Annotated in this window: 16 protein-coding genes; 9 read left to right on the top strand and 7 right to left on the bottom strand. The window is 54.2% G+C overall.

All coding sequences use genetic code 11. The features are described 5' to 3' along the window. Positions 1-30: 30 nt before the first annotated feature. The 4 genes from xylR to xylF form a co-directional block, all read right to left on the bottom strand. Entirely contained in the window at positions 31-1,212 is a 1,182-nt protein-coding gene (gene xylR, locus AC5JPW_RS01225) for a D-xylose utilization transcriptional activator XylR (RefSeq protein WP_494237822.1), read from the bottom strand. A 93-nt stretch (positions 1,213-1,305) separates the two neighbouring features. Next, entirely contained in the window at positions 1,306-2,487 is a 1,182-nt protein-coding gene (gene xylH / locus AC5JPW_RS01230) for a xylose ABC transporter permease XylH (RefSeq protein WP_494237823.1), read from the bottom strand. Then, complete coding sequence (locus AC5JPW_RS01235) at positions 2,465-4,006, bottom strand: xylose ABC transporter ATP-binding protein (RefSeq protein ID WP_494237824.1); 1,542 nt, start codon at positions 4,004-4,006, stop codon at positions 2,465-2,467. The genes xylH and AC5JPW_RS01235 overlap by 23 nt, the downstream gene beginning before the upstream one ends. 83 nt (positions 4,007-4,089) lie before the next feature. Beyond that, positions 4,090-5,082: a D-xylose ABC transporter substrate-binding protein gene (gene xylF / locus AC5JPW_RS01240; protein WP_458045281.1), complete on the bottom strand. Its 993-nt coding sequence runs from the start codon at positions 5,080-5,082 to the stop codon at positions 4,090-4,092. 363 nt (positions 5,083-5,445) lie between these two features. On the opposite strand from xylF, the gene xylA reads away from it, so the two are divergent. From xylA to AC5JPW_RS01260, 4 genes are all read left to right on the top strand, one after another. Then, positions 5,446-6,768 carry a xylose isomerase gene (xylA, locus tag AC5JPW_RS01245; protein ID WP_494237825.1) on the top strand — a complete coding sequence of 441 codons (1,323 nt, stop codon included), beginning with the start codon at positions 5,446-5,448 and terminating at the stop codon, positions 6,766-6,768. Positions 6,769-6,837: 69 nt separating this feature from the next. Further along, entirely contained in the window at positions 6,838-8,292 is a 1,455-nt protein-coding gene (gene xylB, locus AC5JPW_RS01250; protein ID WP_494237826.1) for a xylulokinase, read from the top strand. Between the two features lie 139 nt (positions 8,293-8,431). Beyond that, positions 8,432-8,977, top strand: a complete 546-nt coding sequence (locus AC5JPW_RS01255) for an isochorismatase family protein (RefSeq protein WP_494237827.1) — start codon at positions 8,432-8,434, stop codon at positions 8,975-8,977. Continuing rightward, positions 8,974-9,894 (top strand): GlxA family transcriptional regulator, encoded by a 921-nt coding sequence (locus AC5JPW_RS01260; protein ID WP_494237828.1) that lies wholly within the window; start codon positions 8,974-8,976, stop codon positions 9,892-9,894. Before AC5JPW_RS01255 ends, AC5JPW_RS01260 begins: the two co-directional genes overlap by 4 nt. Here AC5JPW_RS01260 and AC5JPW_RS01265 read toward each other — a convergent pair. Beyond that, positions 9,887-10,882: an acyltransferase gene (locus AC5JPW_RS01265; protein ID WP_494237829.1), complete on the bottom strand. Its 996-nt coding sequence runs from the start codon at positions 10,880-10,882 to the stop codon at positions 9,887-9,889. The genes AC5JPW_RS01260 and AC5JPW_RS01265 overlap by 8 nt on opposite strands. Positions 10,883-11,056: 174 nt before the next feature. On the opposite strand from AC5JPW_RS01265, the gene AC5JPW_RS01270 reads away from it, so the two are divergent. The 4 genes from AC5JPW_RS01270 (at position 11,057) to AC5JPW_RS01285 (ending at position 16,372) form a co-directional block, all read left to right on the top strand. Further along, positions 11,057-11,359, top strand: coding sequence for a YsaB family lipoprotein (locus AC5JPW_RS01270; RefSeq protein WP_494237830.1), 303 nt, complete (start codon positions 11,057-11,059; stop codon positions 11,357-11,359). 105 nt (positions 11,360-11,464) lie between these two features. Beyond that, positions 11,465-12,376 carry a glycine--tRNA ligase subunit alpha gene (glyQ, locus tag AC5JPW_RS01275; protein WP_004126458.1) on the top strand — a complete coding sequence of 304 codons (912 nt, stop codon included), beginning with the start codon at positions 11,465-11,467 and terminating at the stop codon, positions 12,374-12,376. Between the two features lie 9 nt (positions 12,377-12,385). After that, positions 12,386-14,455, top strand: coding sequence for a glycine--tRNA ligase subunit beta (gene glyS, locus AC5JPW_RS01280; protein WP_494237831.1), 2,070 nt, complete (start codon positions 12,386-12,388; stop codon positions 14,453-14,455). 294 nt (positions 14,456-14,749) lie between these two features. Next, positions 14,750-16,372, top strand: a complete 1,623-nt coding sequence (locus tag AC5JPW_RS01285) for an ABC-F family ATP-binding cassette domain-containing protein (RefSeq protein WP_494237832.1) — start codon at positions 14,750-14,752, stop codon at positions 16,370-16,372. A 41-nt stretch (positions 16,373-16,413) separates the two neighbouring features. Here AC5JPW_RS01285 and AC5JPW_RS01290 read toward each other — a convergent pair whose 3' ends face one another. Further along, complete coding sequence (locus tag AC5JPW_RS01290; protein ID WP_494237833.1) at positions 16,414-16,707, bottom strand: HTH-type transcriptional regulator; 294 nt, start codon at positions 16,705-16,707, stop codon at positions 16,414-16,416. A 378-nt stretch (positions 16,708-17,085) separates the two neighbouring features. Between AC5JPW_RS01290 and AC5JPW_RS01295 the strand changes: the two genes are divergently transcribed. Next, positions 17,086-17,796: a DUF3053 domain-containing protein gene (locus tag AC5JPW_RS01295; RefSeq protein WP_494237834.1), complete on the top strand. Its 711-nt coding sequence runs from the start codon at positions 17,086-17,088 to the stop codon at positions 17,794-17,796. A 65-nt stretch (positions 17,797-17,861) separates the two neighbouring features. Here the strand turns inward: AC5JPW_RS01295 and ghrB are convergent, their stop codons facing one another. Further along, positions 17,862-18,836, bottom strand: coding sequence for a glyoxylate/hydroxypyruvate reductase GhrB (ghrB, locus tag AC5JPW_RS01300; protein WP_494237835.1), 975 nt, complete (start codon positions 18,834-18,836; stop codon positions 17,862-17,864). Between the last annotated feature and the right edge of the window lie 9 nt (positions 18,837-18,845).

The raw sequence follows: 18,845 nt of genomic DNA on the forward strand, positions 1-18,845 counted from the left end.
CATTTTTCTTTCCCCACTTTCACGCCACCTTTATGGCAGTAACACTTCCCCGTAGCGTTCGCGGTACTCCTTCGGCGTGCTGTCATACTCTTTACGAAACACTGAATAGAAGTATTGCAGCGACGGGTAGCCGCACATCTGGGAAATCTCGTTGATAGAGAGCGACGTCGAGACCAGCAGGCTGCGGGCTTTTTCCAGTTTTTCTGCGTGGATCACCGCATGGATGGTTTCGCCCACCTCTTCCTTGAAGCGCTTTTCCAGGTTTGAGCGCGAAATCCCCACCGCATCCAGTACCTGATCCACTTTGATGCCTTTGCAGGCATGGTTGCGGATGTAATGCATGGCCTGAATGACAGCCGGATCGTTGAGTGAACGGTAATCCGTTGAGCGTCGCGCCACCACGCGTACCGGTGGCACCAGCAGGCGCTGAAGCGGCAGCGTTTCGTTATCCAGCAAGCGATGCAGCAGCTTCGCAGCCTGATACCCCATCTGGCGCGTCCCCTGCGCGACGGACGAGAGGGCCACACGGGAGAGATAGCGGGTCAGTTCTTCGTTATCAATGCCAATCACGCAGAGCTTTTCCGGAACCGGAATATGCAGGTGATCGCAAACTTGCAGCACATGGCGGGCCCGGGCGTCTGTGACGGCAATAATCCCGGTTTGTGGCGGCAGGGTTTGCAGCCAGTCCGCCAGGCGATTCTGGGCATGCTGCCAGTTTTCCGGTGCCGTGGTCAGCCCCTGATAGACCACACCACGGTATCTCTCCTGGGCGACGAGCTGGCAAAATGCATGCTCGCGCTCGGCGGCCCAACCCTTACCACTGGACGGCGGCAACCCATAGAAGGCGAATCGATGCACCCCTTTCTCTTTGAGATGCAAAAACGCCTGTTCGACCAGGGCGTAGTTGTCGGTGGCAATGTAATGGACAGGGGGATAGTTATCCGGGCTGTGGTAGGAGCCGCCAACGCCGACAATGGGGACGTCGACATCGGCTAACAGCCGCTCAATTTCAGGGTCGTCATAGTCTGCAATGACACCATCACCAAGCCACTCTTTGATGTTTTCGATACGGGTGCGGAAATCTTCCTCGATAAAAATGTCCCATTCAGATTGTGACGCCTGCAAATATTCACCAACGCCTTCAACGACCTGGCGGTCATAGGCTTTGTTGGCATTGAATAACAACGTAATGCGGTGGCGCTTCTCAAACATGTCGGTTCCGTCGCGAATGAATCATCAACCTTGCTTATCATATTCATCACACTGCCGGAGGAAAATTTTCCGGCAGTGTGACCGTTATTGCGATCATGCCCGACGTTTGGTGGCGGAATCCATCCACACTGCCAGCAGTAAAATCGCCCCTTTGACGATGTACTGCCAGAATGTCGGTACGTCCATCATGCTCATGCCGTTGTCCAGCGAGGCCATGATAAAGGCCCCCATCACAGCGCCTGCCACGCTGCCAATACCACCTGCGAGGCTGGTGCCGCCAATCACACAGGCGGCGATGGCATCCAGTTCAGCGATGTTGCCTGCCGAAGGTGAACCCGCGCCAAGACGTGAACTCAGGATCAAACCGGCGATGGCCACCATCAGACCGTTAATGGCAAAGACCGCGAGTTTGGTGCGCTCCACATTGATCCCGGAAAGGCGCGCGGCTTCAAGGTTGCCACCGATGGCATAAATGCGCCGACCAAAGGCAGTGCGAGTGGCCATAAACATGCCGGCCATCAGCAGGAAGACGAGCAGCAGTACGGGCGTTGGCACACCACGGTAATCATTGAGCAGCCAAATAGCCCCCAGCGCCAGCACGGCGATCAGCGCCTGACGACCGACCACGGAAGTGGAGGCTGGCGTCGCCAGTCCTAATGACTGGCGACGCAACCGCCCGCGCCACTGCCACAGAACAAACGCCACTAACGTCAGTGCACCCACGCCAAAGCCGACGCTATCGGGAAGGTAGCTCTGACCAATTTGCGACATGGCGCTGCTGGTGGGCGACACGGTGGTGCCGTTGGTGATACCAATTAGCACGCCGCGAAAGGCGAGCATGCCCGCCAGGGTGACAATAAACGACGGCACTTTGCGGTAGGCGACCCACCAACCGTTCCAGGCACCGAGCAGCAACCCGAGGACCAGCGTCACGACGATGGTTAGCGGCAATGGCCAACCCAACCAGACATCGAAAATGGCCGCTGCACCGCCTAAGAGGCCCATCATCGAGCCCACGGACAGGTCAATTTCTGCCGAGATAATCACAAACACCATGCCGACTGCCAGGATGCCAGTGATCGCGGTCTGGCGCAGCAGGTTAGAGACGTTACGCGCGCTTAAGTAAGCGCCGTCGGTCATCCAGGTAAAGAAGAGCATGATGACGGCAATGGCGGCAATCATGACAAACACCTGGAGGTTCAGGGATTTAAGCCCTGCAAATCCCCCCGGTAGCGGGGCGGATAACTTCAATTCAGACGGGTTGCTTTTCGACATGATGTTCGCTCCTCAGCGCCGCTTCCATGACCTGCTCCTGGGTCAGTTGATGGTTAATAAGGTCGGCTTTTAGCTTGCCTTCGTGCATCACCAGCACCCGGTCGCTCAGCCCCAGCACTTCGGGCAGTTCGGATGAAATGACGATAACGGCGATGCCTTGCTGCACCAGTTGGTTGATGAGTTTGTAGATTTCGTATTTCGCGCCTATATCGATGCCACGTGTCGGCTCATCAAGGATCAGTATGCGCGGGTTGAGCAGCAGGCAGCGGGCCAGAATGGCTTTCTGTTGATTCCCGCCACTCAGGCGACCAATCGCCAGGTTGGGGGAAGAGGTTTTGACTTTGAGGCGCTGCAACGACTGCAAAATACAGTGTTGCTCGGCAGCATCGTCCAGGCTGCTGAGCTTGCCGGTAAACTGACCCAGGGCAGCCAGAGTGATATTTTTGCCGACCGCCATCACCGGTATGATGCCATCTTTTTTGCGGTCTTCCGGCACCATGGCGATACCGTTAGCAATCGCCTGCTGGCAGTTGTGAATCTGCACCTGCTTGCCGTCGAGATAGATTTTCCCTTCCCAGCGCCCCGGCCATACGCCAAACAGGCACTGAACGGCTTCGGTACGACCGGCACCGACCAGTCCGGCAATTCCCAGAATCTCGCCGCGTTTAAGGGAAAACGAGACGTCATTGACCCGCTTGATGTGACGGTTCACCGGATGCCAGGCGGTCAGATGCTCCACCCGTAAGATTTCATCACCGGTGTTGTGGGGTTCGTTGGGGTACAGCGCCGTCAGCTCGCGGCCCACCATCATGGTGATGATGTCATCTTCGCTCATACCCTCTGCATCGCGCGTGCCGATGTGTTGACCGTCGCGGATAACGCAAATCACATCCGATATCGCTTTGACTTCATTGAGCTTGTGCGAAATATAGATGCAGGCAATACCGTGGTTTTGCAGGTCGCGAATGATATCCAGAAGAACAGCGGTTTCCTGTTCGGTGAGGGAGGCGGTGGGTTCATCGAGAATCAATAAACGCACCTGTTTATTCAGTGCCTTGGCAATTTCCACCAACTGTTGTTGGCCCAGACCAAGATCGCCCACCCGGGTGTCCGGCGAAATATTCAGGCTTACCTGGGCGAGCAGTTTTTCGCAGCGCAGGGTCATGGTGTCATAGTCCATCACGCCGTGACGGGTGATTTCGGTACCCAGAAAGATGTTTTCCAGCACCGTCAGGTGTTTCACCAGCGCCAGTTCCTGGTGGATGATGGCAATCCCTTTACGCTCGGTATCGCGGATGTGACCGGCCTGGAGCGTTTCTCCGGCAAAGACAGTCTCGCCGTCATAACTGCCCCATGGATAGATGCCGCAGAGCACTTTCATCAGTGTGGATTTGCCGGAGCCATTCTCACCACACAGGGACATCACTTCTCCGGCGTTCAGTTGCAGGCTCACGTTATCCACGGCTTTGACCGCGCCAAAGGCCTTGGTGATGTTCTTCATTTCGAGTAAATAAGGCATAACTGCTCCACGTAATTCGAGGTATTCACAGTGCCTGAAGAGCTAACACGGCATGCCTCCGTGCGGGAGACATGCCGTGAGGCTTAAAGCTGATCTTTCTGATGGAAGCCGTCTTTGATAACCGTGGCGTCGATGTTGTCTTTGGTGACTTCAATCGGCGTCAGCAAGCGTGAGGGGACATCTTTCAGACCGTTGTTGAGAGTGGCATCGGCTTTAGGTGTTTTACCATTGCCCAGTTCAACGGCGATTTCTGCCGCAGTGTTTGCCAGTTGGGTGATGGGTTTATAGACCGTCATGGTTTGGCTGCCATTGATCAGGCGTTTGATACCGGCGAGGTCAGCATCCTGGCCTGAAATCACCACTTTTCCGGCAAGACCCTGGGCACTCAACGCCTGAATTGCCCCGCCAGCGGTGGCATCGTTAGAGGCAACGACAGCGTCAATTTTGTTATTATTGGCGGTCAGCGCGTTTTCCATAATCTTCAGCGCATTTTCCGGCAGCCAACCGTCTACCCACTGATCGCCAACAATTTTGATTTTTCCACTGTCAACGTAGGGTTTTAATACTTTCATCTGCCCTGCACGGAACAGTTTGGCATTATTATCAACCGGAGAACCGCCCATTAAGAAGTAATTGCCCTGAGGCACTTTACTCACCAGACTTTGCGCTTGTAATTCACCGACTTTTTCATTGTCGAAAGAGATATAGAAATCAATATCGGCGTTATTGATCATGCGATCGTAAGCCAATACTTTAATCCCTTCTTGTTTTGCTTCTTTTACCACATTACTTAATACCTGACCGTTGTACGGAATAATAACCAGCACATCAACGCCGCGATTTATCATATTTTCGATTTGCGACATTTGCGTTTCTTCATTTCCGTTTGCTGACTGTACAAACACCGTGGCGCCCAGCGATTCGGCTTTTTTCACGAAAATGTCACGGTCTTTTTGCCAGCGTTCGAGGCGTAAGTCATCGATCGCCATACCAATTTTCACTTCTTTCGCATGACCCGCCATGCTGGCGAGCAGCAATGAAGCACAGAGAGTAAGGCAAAGGTTCTTTATCTTCATAATAGTAATACCTTTTGTAGGGTGACAAAGCTGAGATAAAAGAAACATGCACTGCGTTGAACGTTGCAAATTTTTAACATGTCAGCGATTGCTGGCAATTGCTGGTTTTTATCCAGGCATTATGATTTTTGGTTTATTTGTGGAATTTTGACCGTGATCTGATTTTAAAATAAGCGGAATCGGTTTTGCGAAAAAAACAGGAATCGTTGCCGCAAATTTAATAAGTGTGTTTTTGCGAGGCAGCGCACATTTGCGTATTCTCTTAATGGCAGTGTGAAATAACGTAATTGAGCAAGGCAAAGAGACAACTCAGTATTACTTCGAGAATGAAACTTTGCCGCACACCTGATTATGGAGCTCAATATGCAAGCTTATTTTGACCAGCTCGAACGCGTTCGTTTTGAAGGCCCAAACACCACGAATCCTCTGGCATTTCGCCACTACAACCCGGACGAGTTGGTGCTCGGTAAGCGCATGGAAGATCATCTTCGTTTTGCCGCCTGCTACTGGCACACCTTTTGCTGGAATGGCGCAGATATGTTTGGCGTGGGTTCTTTCGACAGACCCTGGCAGCAGCCGGGTGAAGCGCTTGAGCTGGCAAAACGTAAAGCGGATGTTGCGTTTGAGTTCTTCCACAAACTGAATGTGCCGTACTACTGCTTCCATGATGTCGACGTCTCACCGGAAGGAGCATCGCTGAAAGAGTATCTGAATAACTTCGCACAGATGGTGGATGTGCTGGCAGAAAAACAGCAGCAGAGTGGCGTCAAACTGCTCTGGGGGACGGCCAACTGCTTCACTCACCCACGTTACGGCGCAGGGGCGGCGACTAACCCAGACCCTGAAGTGTTCAGTTGGGCTGCCACGCAGGTGGTGACCGCCATGAATGCCACCCACAAACTGGGCGGTGAAAACTACGTGTTATGGGGCGGGCGCGAAGGCTACGAAACCCTGCTCAATACCGATTTGCGCCAGGAGCGTGAGCAAATTGGCCGCTTCATGCAGATGGTGGTCGAGCATAAACACAAAATCGGCTTCCGTGGCACGCTGCTCATCGAGCCGAAGCCGCAGGAACCGACCAAGCACCAGTACGACTATGACGTGGCGACTGTGTACGGCTTCCTGAAACAGTTTGGTCTGGAAAAAGAGATCAAAGTGAATATCGAAGCCAACCACGCCACCCTGGCAGGCCACTCATTCCATCATGAAATTGCCTCTGCGATTGCGCTCGGCATCTTCGGCTCGGTGGATGCGAACCGTGGTGACCCGCAGTTGGGCTGGGATACAGACCAGTTCCCGATTAGTGTCGAAGAGAACGCGCTGGTGATGTATGAAATCATCAAAGCGGGTGGATTCACTACCGGTGGTCTTAACTTCGATGCCAAAGTTCGTCGTCAAAGTACCGACAAATATGACCTCTTCTACGGCCATATTGGCGCGATGGACACCATGGCGCTGGCGTTGAAAGTGGCAGCAAAAATGACTCAGTCTGGCGAGCTGGATAAACGCGTGGCGAAACGCTACGCAGGCTGGAATGGTGAACTGGGCCAGCAAATTCTGCAGGGTCAGCTAACGCTTGGTGAACTGGCGAAGTACGCTGAACAGCAAAACCTTGCGCCGTCTCATCAGAGCGGACATCAGGAACTGCTGGAAAATCTGGTGAATCACTATCTGTTCGACAAATAATCGGCCAGTCATGTGTATCAGCCCGGTTGCCTTGCGCCACCGGGCCTTTCTGTTAAAGGAGTTACCGCTATGTATATCGGGATCGATCTTGGCACATCCGGGGTAAAGGCGATTTTGCTCGATGAGCAGGGCACCGTTCTGGCCTCACAAACGGAAAAGCTCACGGTGTCACGACCACGCCCTTTGTGGTCTGAGCAGGATCCCGGTCACTGGTGGCAGGCGACGGATCGCGCCATTCGCGCATTAGGCGAACAACATTCATTACAGCAGGTGAAGGCCATTGGTCTGGCCGGGCAGATGCACGGAGCCACGCTGCTGGACAAAAATGACCAGGTTCTGCGTCCGGCGATTTTGTGGAATGACGGACGTTGCGCGCAAGAGTGCGAGTTGCTGGAAGCGCAGGTGAAAAGCTCCCGTGCGATCACCGGCAACCTGATGATGCCGGGTTTTACCGCACCCAAACTTCTCTGGGTGCAACGTCATGAACCTGAGGTCTTTGCGCGTGTTGCAAAAGTACTTCTGCCAAAGGATTACCTGCGGTTGCAGATGACAGGCTCCTACGCGAGTGACATGTCTGACGCTGCCGGAACCATGTGGCTGGACGTCGCGAAACGCGACTGGAGCGATGAGATGCTCGCCGCCTGCGGCCTGAATCGTGACCATATGCCTGCGCTATTTGAAGGCAGTGACATTACGGGCACGCTGTTACCTGAAGTCGCTGACCGCTGGGGGTTAACGCCAGTTCCCGTAGTGGCAGGTGGTGGCGACAACGCTGCGGGTGCGGTTGGTGTGGGTATGGCGGATGCCGGGCAGGCGATGCTTTCACTCGGGACGTCGGGCGTCTATTTCGCGGTGAGCGAAGGGTTCCTCAGCAAACCTGAAAGCGCGGTGCATAGCTTTTGCCATGCGCTGCCGGGACGTTGGCATTTGATGTCAGTAATGTTGAGTGCGGCTTCCTGTCTGGACTGGGCGGCAAAACTGACCGGTCAACCTTCGGTACAGGCGCTGATTGCCGCGGCGGAACAGGCCGATGAGAGCGCAGGTGATATCTGGTTCCTGCCTTACTTGTCGGGTGAAAGAACCCCCCACAACAACCCCGAAGCGAAGGGCGTCTTCTTTGGCCTGACGCATCAGCATGGCCCGAATGAGCTGGCAAAATCGGTGCTGGAAGGGGTGGGCTATGCGCTGGCGGATGGCATGGATGTCGTGCATTCATGCGGTGTGACGCCACAGAGCGTGACGCTTATTGGTGGTGGTGCGCGCAGCAGTTACTGGCGGCAAATGCTCGCGGATATCAGCGGTCAGCAACTGGATTATCGCACCGGCGGAGATGTTGGCCCTGCACTCGGTGCGGCCCGTCTGGCGCAGATTGCGCTGCATCCGGGTGTCTCCCCTGCCAGTCTGTTGCCGCAACTGGCCATTGAACAACAGCACGTGCCAGATGCGACTCGCCATGCCGCGTATCAACCACGTCGTGAGACCTTCCGCCGTATTTATCAGCAGCTCTTGCCGTTGATGTCCTGAATCCTGGTTCCCTCGCCCATTGGGTGAGGGAATTGAACAGGTCGTCCGTAATCAACCTGAAGATGTCCTTTTTTGGTCTTAGCAATATCGCTTTGCCTTGCAAAAATGGTGTTACACCCACTGCATAAGGCGTCCTGAAATGTCACATTCTGCTCTCATCAACATTGATACCCAGCTCTCTTTCATCCAGAAGGATTTCTGGCAGGAGGATAATTTCCCGGCGTTTCGTCACGCCATGACCACGCTGATTGAAGGCTGTGCGTCACGCGGCGTACCGGTAGTCGACATTTTCCATGTGAATGACACTGGCGGTGGTCCTTTCTCGCTGGAGAACGGCTTTGTGGCACCTATGGCCTTTCTGACTCACCAGCCTGCGGTCACCTTTTACAAACACGTGCACAATGCTTTTACCGACACCGGGCTGGATCACTGGCTGCGTGTCCGTGATATCAACCACGTGATCATCTGTGGAATGCGCACTGAACAGTGCTGCGAAACCACCGCACGTGTGGCCTCGGATTTGGGCTATCAGGTGACCTTTGTCAGCGAAGCGACATTAACCTTCCCGATGACGCATAAAGGCATTACGCTGGATTGTGATGCGCTCCGGCATCGTACGGAAACGGTGCTGGACGGCCGATTCGCCACCCTCAAAACGGTCAGTGAGACTCTGGAATCGCTATGACAAGAGACGTCTGGTTTGTGATGTTGCCTGGCCTACTGGCGCTGGATCTGACTGGCCCAGCAGAGACGTTCGTGCTGGCAAAAGGCGCGTTCAGGCTGCATTACATTGGACCAGACGCGGAAATCACTACCTCTATTGGGATTAAGATGACAGGTATTTACCCCCTTCCTGAGACATTACCGGAAGGGAGTTTGCTGGTTTTGCCCGGTGTAACGGATTCGGCGAATGCCTTCGCCACGCCGCAGGCTGACAGCGTGCGTCACTGGCTGATGCGGATGCAACCTGAGATTTATCGGCGGAACATTCAGTTGATGTGCGTCTGTTCAGGGGCATTGCTGGCGGCAAAATCGGGTTTGCTGACCGGTATTCAATGCACCACTCACCATGATGTTCTTGCCCGACTTAAAGCCGCCGCCCCGGCCGCGCTGGTGAAGGAAAATCGCATTTTTATTGAAGATCGCGGTATCTGGACCAGCGCGGGAATCACGTCAGGTATTGATTTGGCGTTGCATCTGATTAATCGGTTCTGCGGTGCAGAGACCGCGCTGGCGGTGGCTCGCGAAATGGTGGTCTGGTTTCGTCGTTCCGGCGATGATCCACAATTGTCCCCGTGGCTGCGCTATCGCAATCATCTGCACCCGGCTCTTCACCGGGTACAAGACGCCTTAATCGCCGATCCACAAAAAGCCTGGTCGCTGACCGATATCGCCACGCTGGCGCACATCAGTCCGCGACATCTGACACGGCTCTTCCAGCAACACCTGGGCATTAGCGTGCGTGACTACCTCGAACAACTGCGCCTTGCGGTAGCCGAGCAATGGCTTTTGCAGGGGCGGGGCGTTGAACAGGCGGCAATGGCGGCAGGCTTTTCCTCTCCGCGGCAGTTACACCGTGCGCGCCAGCGGGTTCTTAGCTGACATAGCGCCGGGTATCAATGCGCTGAAGCAGCATCGACAGCCCCAGGCTCACCGCCAGCGTGATGCTAAATATCCAGACAATATCGAGTATCGGCCAGTGTTGAATTTCCAACCCGCGTGTCCGCAGCGCATGGATAATCAGGGCGTGAAAACCGTAAATCCCCAGTGAGTGTTTCGAAATCATGCGCAGCCCAGGTAAAACCCGGGTGTTGAGGGTGTTTTTCACCAGCGTTAACAGCGATATGGCACAAATGAAGACCAGTGGCCCGCAGTACAGATACCAGGTGTCGGCAAAATTGCCACGCCATTTCAGCTCATGCAATGTGCCTCGTGAGATAGCCCAAACCGCCAGCACAAAGACCACTGCGCTTATTGCAGTAAGATGCTTTTTCTGGGTATCCATCATGCCTAACGCCCGGCCCAGCAAGCCGTAAATCACGTAGTAGAAAGTGTCGCCGTTGATGTAGAGGTTGATGGGGAGCCATTCGAAGCCGCCAATTTTTTGTGAAACCGTATTCGGGTTAGCCACGACGCCAATCACCAGCATCAGCGCCAGTAGCATCTTTCCGCTGACCGTTTTCGCCTGAATCAGGGGGGAGACGAGGTAGATGACGATAATCGCGAAGAAGAACCACAGATGGTAGAACACCGGTTTTTGCAGCAGATTTTTCAGCGACAGATCGCTGTTAATCGAGGTGAAGAAAAAGATATAGGCAAAGGCGAGGGCGCTATAGAACAGCAAGCAAAGGCCGATGCGTAAAAAATGGCGTGGCTGTGCGCTGCGCTCACCAAAAAAGAGATAGCCTGAAATCATAAAGAAGAGTGGCACGCTGACGCGCGAAGCCGAATTCAGGAGGTTGGCGATACCCCAGTCAAAGGTACTGACGCTTGCCGCATTCGTGATGTACCAGGTGGTGGTATGAATCATCACCACCATTAAACAGGCTATCCCTCGCAGATTTTCAATCCAGTCAATTTTGGCCGACATCAGTTCCTCATTTTCCCGTTAAATACCCTCAGACTAACGATTTATCCTCATTTCTCACTGGATAATTCTGAGTTTTCCCGCCTGTGCTTGTAGAGTAGGCTCTGGATTTGCAAAATCCGCTGTTCAGATGCGTTCCTATTAAAAATAACAGCAGGTTAGCCTGACGGTGAAAAAATGATGATCAGAGGTTTGGCTGCAGCGTTATTACTCCTTTTAGCGGGATGCAGTGCTCAGCAAGATGTGCCCGTGCAGAAGGCGCAGAAAGCCAAAGTCAGCCCGTCTCACTCGCTGGAAATGGAGCAACTTTGCAGGCAGAACGCAGCGTATCGCTACAATACTGACAGGCAGAAAATTGCCGTCACTGGATTTGAACAGTTCCAGAGTAGTTATGAGTTGCGCGGATATACTCCCCTGAAGGAGCGTTTTGTCTGCGCTTTCGATGCAGAAGGGCAGTTTTTGCACCTTTCCATGCGCTAGATGTTCAATTTTCCCTAAACAAACCTGTTTCATACTGTATATCTTGCACTCAGCGGGTATACTGGCCCCTTCCTTTAAATCCACACGTATCCAGCACGAAATCATATGCAAAAGTTTGATACCAGGACCTTTCAGGGCCTGATCCTGACCTTACAGGATTACTGGGCTCGCCAGGGCTGCACCATTGTTCAACCATTGGACATGGAAGTTGGCGCCGGCACCTCTCACCCGATGACCTGTCTGCGCGCGTTAGGGCCAGAGCCAATGGCAACCGCCTATGTGCAGCCTTCCCGTCGCCCGACCGATGGTCGCTACGGCGAAAACCCGAACCGTTTACAGCACTACTATCAGTTCCAGGTGGTCATTAAGCCATCCCCGGATAACATCCAGGAGCTGTATCTGGGTTCGCTGAAAGAGCTGGGTATGGATCCGACCATTCACGACATCCGCTTCGTGGAAGATAACTGGGAAAACCCGACGCTGGGTGCCTGGGGTCTCGGTTGGGAAGTGTGGCTGAACGGCATGGAAGTGACTCAGTTTACTTACTTCCAGCAGGTTGGCGGCCTGGAGTGTAAACCGGTTACCGGCGAAATCACCTACGGTCTGGAACGTCTGGCCATGTACATTCAGGGCGTCGACAGCGTTTACGACCTGGTCTGGAGCGACGGCCCACTGGGTAAAACCACCTACGGTGACGTGTTCCATCAGAACGAAGTGGAGCAGTCCACTTACAACTTTGAATACGCGGATGTGGACTTCCTGTTCTCCTGCTTCGAGCAGTATGAGAAAGAAGCCCAGCAGCTGTTGGCGCTGGAAAACCCACTGCCGCTGCCTGCTTATGAGCGTATTCTGAAGGCCGCCCACAGCTTTAACCTGCTGGATGCGCGTAAAGCCATCTCCGTGACGGAACGTCAGCGCTACATCTTGCGCATTCGTACCCTGACCAAAGCGGTAGCTGAAGCTTATTATGCTTCCCGTGAAGCCCTCGGCTTCCCGATGTGCAACAAGAATAAATAAGAGGCGGCCATGTCTGAGAATACTTTCCTGGTGGAAATCGGCACTGAAGAGCTGCCACCAAAAGCCCTGCGCAGCCTGGCGGAATCTTTTGCTGCCAATGTGACTGCTGAACTCGACGCGGCTGGCCTTGCGCATGGCAACGTTGAATGGTTTGCGGCGCCGCGTCGTCTGGCATTGAAAGTGGCTAACCTGTCCGCTTCTCAGCCTGACCGCGAAGTTGAAAAACGCGGTCCGGCGATTGCCCAGGCGTTTGATGCAGAGGGCAAACCAAGCAAAGCAGCAGAAGGTTGGGCGCGCGGTTGCGGTATCACCGTTGATCAGGCTGAGCGTCTGGCGACCGACAAAGGCGAATGGCTGCTCTACCGTGCGCACGTGAAAGGCGAGAGCGCCGAAGCGCTGCTGCCGAACATGATTGCCACCTCGCTGGCAAAACTGCCGATTCCGAAACTGATGCGCTGGGGTGCGTCTGACGTGCACTTCGTGCGTCCGGTTCACACCGTGACCCTGCTGCTGGGCGATAAACTCGTTCCTGCAACCATTCTGGGCATTCAGTCCGATCGCGTGATTCGTGGCCACCGCTTTATGGGCGAGCCGGAGTTCACCATCGACCATGCTGACCAGTACCCGCAGATCCTGCTGGAGCGCGGTAAAGTCATTGCCGACTATGAAGCGCGTAAAGCGACCATCAAAGCGGATGCAGAAGAAGCGGCTCGTAAGATTGGCGGTAACGCTGACCTGAGCGAAAGCCTGCTGGAAGAAGTCACCTCGCTGGTGGAATGGCCGGTGGTACTGACGGCGAAATTCGAAGAGAAATTCCTCGCGGTTCCGTCTGAAGCGCTGGTTTACACCATGAAGGGTGACCAGAAGTACTTCCCGGTTTACGCCAACGACGGCAAACTGCTGCCGAACTTTATCTTCGTGGCCAACATCGAATCGAAAGATCCGATTCAGATTATCTCTGGTAACGAGAAGGTCGTACGCCCACGTCTGGCGGATGCCGAATTCTTCTTCAATACCGACCGCAAAAAACGCCTGGAAGACCATCTGCCGCGTCTGCAAACCGTGCTGTTCCAACAGCAGCTGGGTACGCTGCGCGACAAGACTGACCGCATTCAGGCGTTGGCAGGCTGGATTGCAGGCCAGATTGGCGCTGACGTTAACCACGCAACCCGTGCGGGCCTGCTGTCTAAGTGTGACCTGATGACCAACATGGTCTTCGAGTTCACCGACACCCAGGGCGTGATGGGCATGCACTACGCGCGTCATGACGGTGAAGCAGAAGACGTAGCCGTTGCACTGAACGAGCAGTATCAGCCGCGTTTCGCGGGCGATGACTTGCCGTCTAACCTGGTCGCGTGTGCGGTTGCGATTGCCGACAAGATGGATACCCTCGCGGGCATCTTTGGCATCGGCCAGCATCCGAAAGGCGACAAAGACCCGTTTGCTCTGCGTCGTGCGGCGCTCGGCGTGCTGCGTATCATCGTTGAGAAGAACCTGAACCTGGATCTGCAAACACTCACCGAAGAAGCTGTGCGTCTGTACGGTGACAAGCTAACCAACGCTAAAGTGGTCGATGATGTGATCGACTTTATGCTCGGTCGATTCCGCGCCTGGTATCAGGACGAAGGCTACACCGTCGACACTATTCAGGCGGTACTGGCACGTCGTCCGACCCGTCCGGCTGATTTCGATGCGCGCATGAAGGCGGTTTCTCACTTCCGTACGCTGGAGGCAGCGGCCGCGCTGGCAGCAGCCAACAAGCGTGTGTCCAACATCCTGGCCAAGTCAGACGAAACGCTGAACGACATCGTTCACGCCTCCGTGTTGAAAGAAGAAGCAGAAATGACGCTGGCTCGCCACCTGGTGGTCCTGCGTGACAAACTGCAGCCGTACTTCGCTGAAGGCCGTTATCAGGAAGCCCTGATTGAGCTGGCAGCGCTGCGTGAGCCGGTCGATACCTTCTTCGAAAATGTCATGGTGAATGCGGAAGAGAAAGAAGTCCGTCTGAACCGTTTGACATTGCTTGCCAAACTGCGTGAGCTGTTCCTGCAGGTCGCGGATATTTCGCTGTTGCAGTAACGATTGCGTTAATAAAAAAAACCGCTGCCTTGAACTGCACCCGAAAAGTTGGACACCCAACAAAGTAAGGTGCAGTTTTTTATTGTCTGTATCTTCATTTTTCAAAGCGTTCTCGAATAAGAGTCTAAAATTCAACCTTGTCATCCAGGCCATTCTGCGTCTATCCTTTGCCCCGACGAAGCCCTCGTCATTCCGGAGCGCACACGAAAAATGAACAAACACGACTGATGAATTTCACGCCTTGCAACGCACTCAGTGCGGGCAGGGAGGTATTGATTTCAATCAGGAGTGCTTATGGCTCATTGTGCCCAATCCCCTTCGTTTATTTTGCATCAACTCACCTGTCAGTTTGCGACGGGCGATACCCTGTTTGGCCCGTTAACGCTCTCTCTTGAACCTGCTCTGTGCGGGCTCGTGGGCCGCAATGGCAGTGGAAAAACCCGTCTCCTTCGCCTGCTGGCCGGGTTGGATGTGCCTGCGCATGGACATATCGAACGCTTCGGATCGCTGGCGTTTGTTGCGCAGCATCAGGCGATCTCACCTTCGACAACGCTGGCTGAAATGCTCGGTTATGACGCTATCTTTGCCGCCCGCAAGCGCATCGAGCACGGTGATTACCAGCCTGATGACATCGAGCGTCTGGAAGGATTCTGGGATCTGCAGGAGCGCCTGGAAGCCGTTTTTGCTGAGGCCGGATTACCTGCTTTCTCTGCTCTGACTCCTGCTGCACAGCTCAGTGGCGGCGAACGCATGCGAGCGCTGTTATGCGCCGCGTCTATGCAGGAGCCGGATTATCTGCTGCTGGATGAACCGACAAACCACCTCGACCGTCAGGGGCGCGAATGGTTTTATGCCATGCTCACACGTCGGCGTGGTGGCACGCTGGTGGCGACCCACGACCGCAAACTGCTGGCGTTGATGCCGCGTATTCTGGAACTGACACCTTCAGGATTACGCAGCTACGGCGGAAATTATGACGACTACGAGCGTCAGCGTGATGCTGAGCAACAGGCGGCGCAGTCTGCACTCGACCATGCCGTAATCGAACGACGCCGCACTCGTCTCCGTCTGCAAAAAGAGCACGATGCCAGCCAGCGGCGCTCTGCCCAGACCTTGCGTACCGTCGATACCCTCAATATCGCTTCATTTGAGCGGGTGAAATATAAAGGCGCGGCAAAGGAACGGCCCGGTACGTTTCGCCATCAGCATCGGGAGCAGAACGCTGCGCTGAATGCCGCAGTAAACCAGGCGCGGGAGCGGGTCGAAGATGACGCCCCGGTGCTCTTTACACTACCGGGAAGCCATATTGCCGAGGGTAAGCAGGTGCTGGTCATGGAAGAACTGGTGTTGCCCCATGTGCCGCTCTCTCCTCTCAACTGGCGAATGGACGGCCCCATGCGGGTGGCGCTACGTGGACCAAACGGTTGTGGTAAATCGACCTTGCTCAGGGTGATCCTCGGTGAAATTGCGCCACGCTCAGGCAAGTGCTCAGTACCGGTCACGACCGCGTATCTCGACCAGCACCTTTCTAATTTCGATCTCTCCCTGTCCGTTCTCGCCCATTTGAATCTGGAAGAGACGCCGCTTGAGGAGGGGGTATTGCGCACGCGTCTGGCACAGCTGCAACTTGGTGCTGATAAAGTGACGCTGCCGCTGTCAGCACTCAGCGGCGGAGAACGTTTGAAAGCGGCACTGGCCTGCGTTCTCTGGCGGCGTGAAGCCACGCAGCTGCTGTTGCTGGATGAACCGACCAACCATCTGGATCTGGCTTCCACGCAGGCAATTGAAAACGCATTAGCGGCATTTCCGGGGGCGCTGATGGTCGTGTCACATGATGAGGCATTTTTGCGGGGGCTAGAACTGACAGATTCTCTGGAGTGGCGTGACGCTGAGATTGTCTGCGAACGGTGGCCTTAAAAACATAAACCCCCGACATCGCGGGGGTCTGACTTTTGCTTTTATTCCATCAACTGCTTACTGAGCGTCGGGTTTGAATGAATCAGGCGCATCAGTTTCATTTCAGTTGCGGAAGGACGTACGCGTTTCGATTCCCACTCCTGGACCATCGACACACTGACTCCCATTGCACACGCGAAGTCGTCTATCTTTAACCCAGTGCCGCGTCGTAATTGCTCAAACTCATTGAAAGTATTTAGCTTTTGGTTGAGGTTTACCGCTTGCGTTACATCTTTTTTAAAAACAATCTGTTCCAGACTGCTTAGCAGCTCAAACATCGGATCTTTATATTCCATTGAGAACTCCTCAAAATCACACAGCGGATAGAGATACAGCAAGATTAAGCGTAGTCGGTAAAACACCATGTAAAAGGGCCCACGAGAGATATATTGCAGGCTAAGCGTGTTTTGATGCTTTCAGAATGCATATTCAAACGTTTCGCTGCATGTTAATTGCTTGATTACCCACAGTCTGACTTTAGTCAGTATTTTTTTGTAAATGGTTAGCAAAAAGTCGCATGACGAAACGTGATGCATAAGCCACCTTTATGTTTGCCGTTATGGCGATAAGAATGGCAGGAAAAGGGTATCCTCTGACGCCGACCTGGACTATCCTTGTCAGCGTTGGGCACGTGGGTGCCAGTCTGTGATTTTTATGGGTTAAAGGAGTTTAAAATGGCGACAGGAACGTCCTGTTCTCGCTGGTTTGCGCCACTTGCGGCGTTACTAATGGTAGTTGGCCTGAGTGGGTGTTTTGATAAAGAAGGCGATCAGCGTAAAGCGTTTATCGATTTCCTGCAAAATACCGCAATGCGCAGTAGCGAACGTCTTCCTGCTCTGACGGCTGACCAGAAAAAACAATTTGGTCCGTTCGTGTCCGATTACGCGATCCTGTATGGCTACTCCCAGCAGGTGAATCAGGCGATGGATTCCGGCTTACGTCCGGTTGTCGACAGTGTGAACGCGATTCGTGTGCCCGAGGATTACATGAAACAACGCGAGCCGCTGCGCCAGGCGAACGGTTCTCTGGGCGTGCTGAGCCAGCAGTTGCAGAACGCAAAAATGCAGGCGGATGCCGCGCATTCTGCGCTGAAACAGTCTGACGATCTCAAGCCCGTCTTTGACCAGATTTTCTCGAAAGTGGTCACCAGCCCGGCGAACGCACTGCAACCGCTGATCCCGGCGGCGCAGATTTTCACCCAGCAGCTGGTGCAGGTGGGGGATTTCATTTCGCAGCAGGGTACGCAGGTGAGCTTTGTGGCGAACGGTATTCAGTTCCCGACCTCTCAGCAGGCCAGCCAGTACAACACGCTGATTGGGCCGCTGGCGGCACAGCATCAGGCGTTTACCCAGGCGTGGACCGCTACCGTGAGTTCAACGCAGTAAGCGTTAATTGAGCATAAAAAAAGAGGCGACAGGATCGCCTCTTTTTTATTGGTGCAAAGGGTGCTTTACTTCGCGACTTTTGGATTCACGCAGTTTTTCTCGACCTTGCCGCTTAGCGCATCAATCAGGTTGTCGACAGCACATTCCGCCATGCCATAACGAGTTTCATGGGTAGCAGAGCCGATGTGGGGTAAAGCGACCACGTTCGGCAGAGTCAGTAGAGGGGAATCCACCGGCAGTGGCTCCTTCTCAAACACGTCCAGTCCGGCAGCGTGAATCTCGCCGCTTTTCAGTGCTTCAATCAGTGCATTTTCATCGACCACGGAACCACGTCCGGCATTAATGAAAATGGCAGACGATTTCATGATGGCAAACTTCTGCGCATTGATCAGGTGATGTGTTTCCTGGTTGTAAGGCAGAACCAGTACGACGAAATCAGATTCTTTGAGCAGGGTGTCGAGATCGCAGTAACGTGCCTGGAAGCGGGTTTCCGCCTCTTCATGATGGCGGCGTGCGTTGTAAAGAATCGGCATGCCGAAACCAAAGTGGGCACGCTGGGCCAGTGCCAGGCCAATGCGGCCCATACCTACAATCCCCAGCGTTTTATGATGCACATCGACCCCGAACCAGTCCGGGCCAACGCCTTTGGTCCATTCGCCTTTCTTCACGCGTTCAGCCACTTCTACCACCCTACGGGCGGAGCTGAGCACCAGTGCCATGATGGTATCGGCCACGGTTTCGGTCAGCACGGTCGGGGTGTGCATCAATACAATTTTCTTCGCATTCAGTGCGTCCATATCGAAGGCGTCATAGCCGACAGAGATAGTGGAAGCTGCACGCAACTTCGGCATCTTCTCCAGCAGTGCACTTCCTACCTTCTCACTGGATCCCAGCAGACCTTCCGCATTCGCAAACGCATCGGCGTGTTGTGCCACCGTTTCAGGGTGCAGGTTCGGCACCTGAGTGACGGTGAACTGCGCTTCAAGGCGGCGTTTCAAATCTTCAGGCAGTGCTTTGTACAGGATGATGGACGGCTTCATGAATTCTCC

Source organism: Phytobacter sp. (assembly GCF_059074235.1).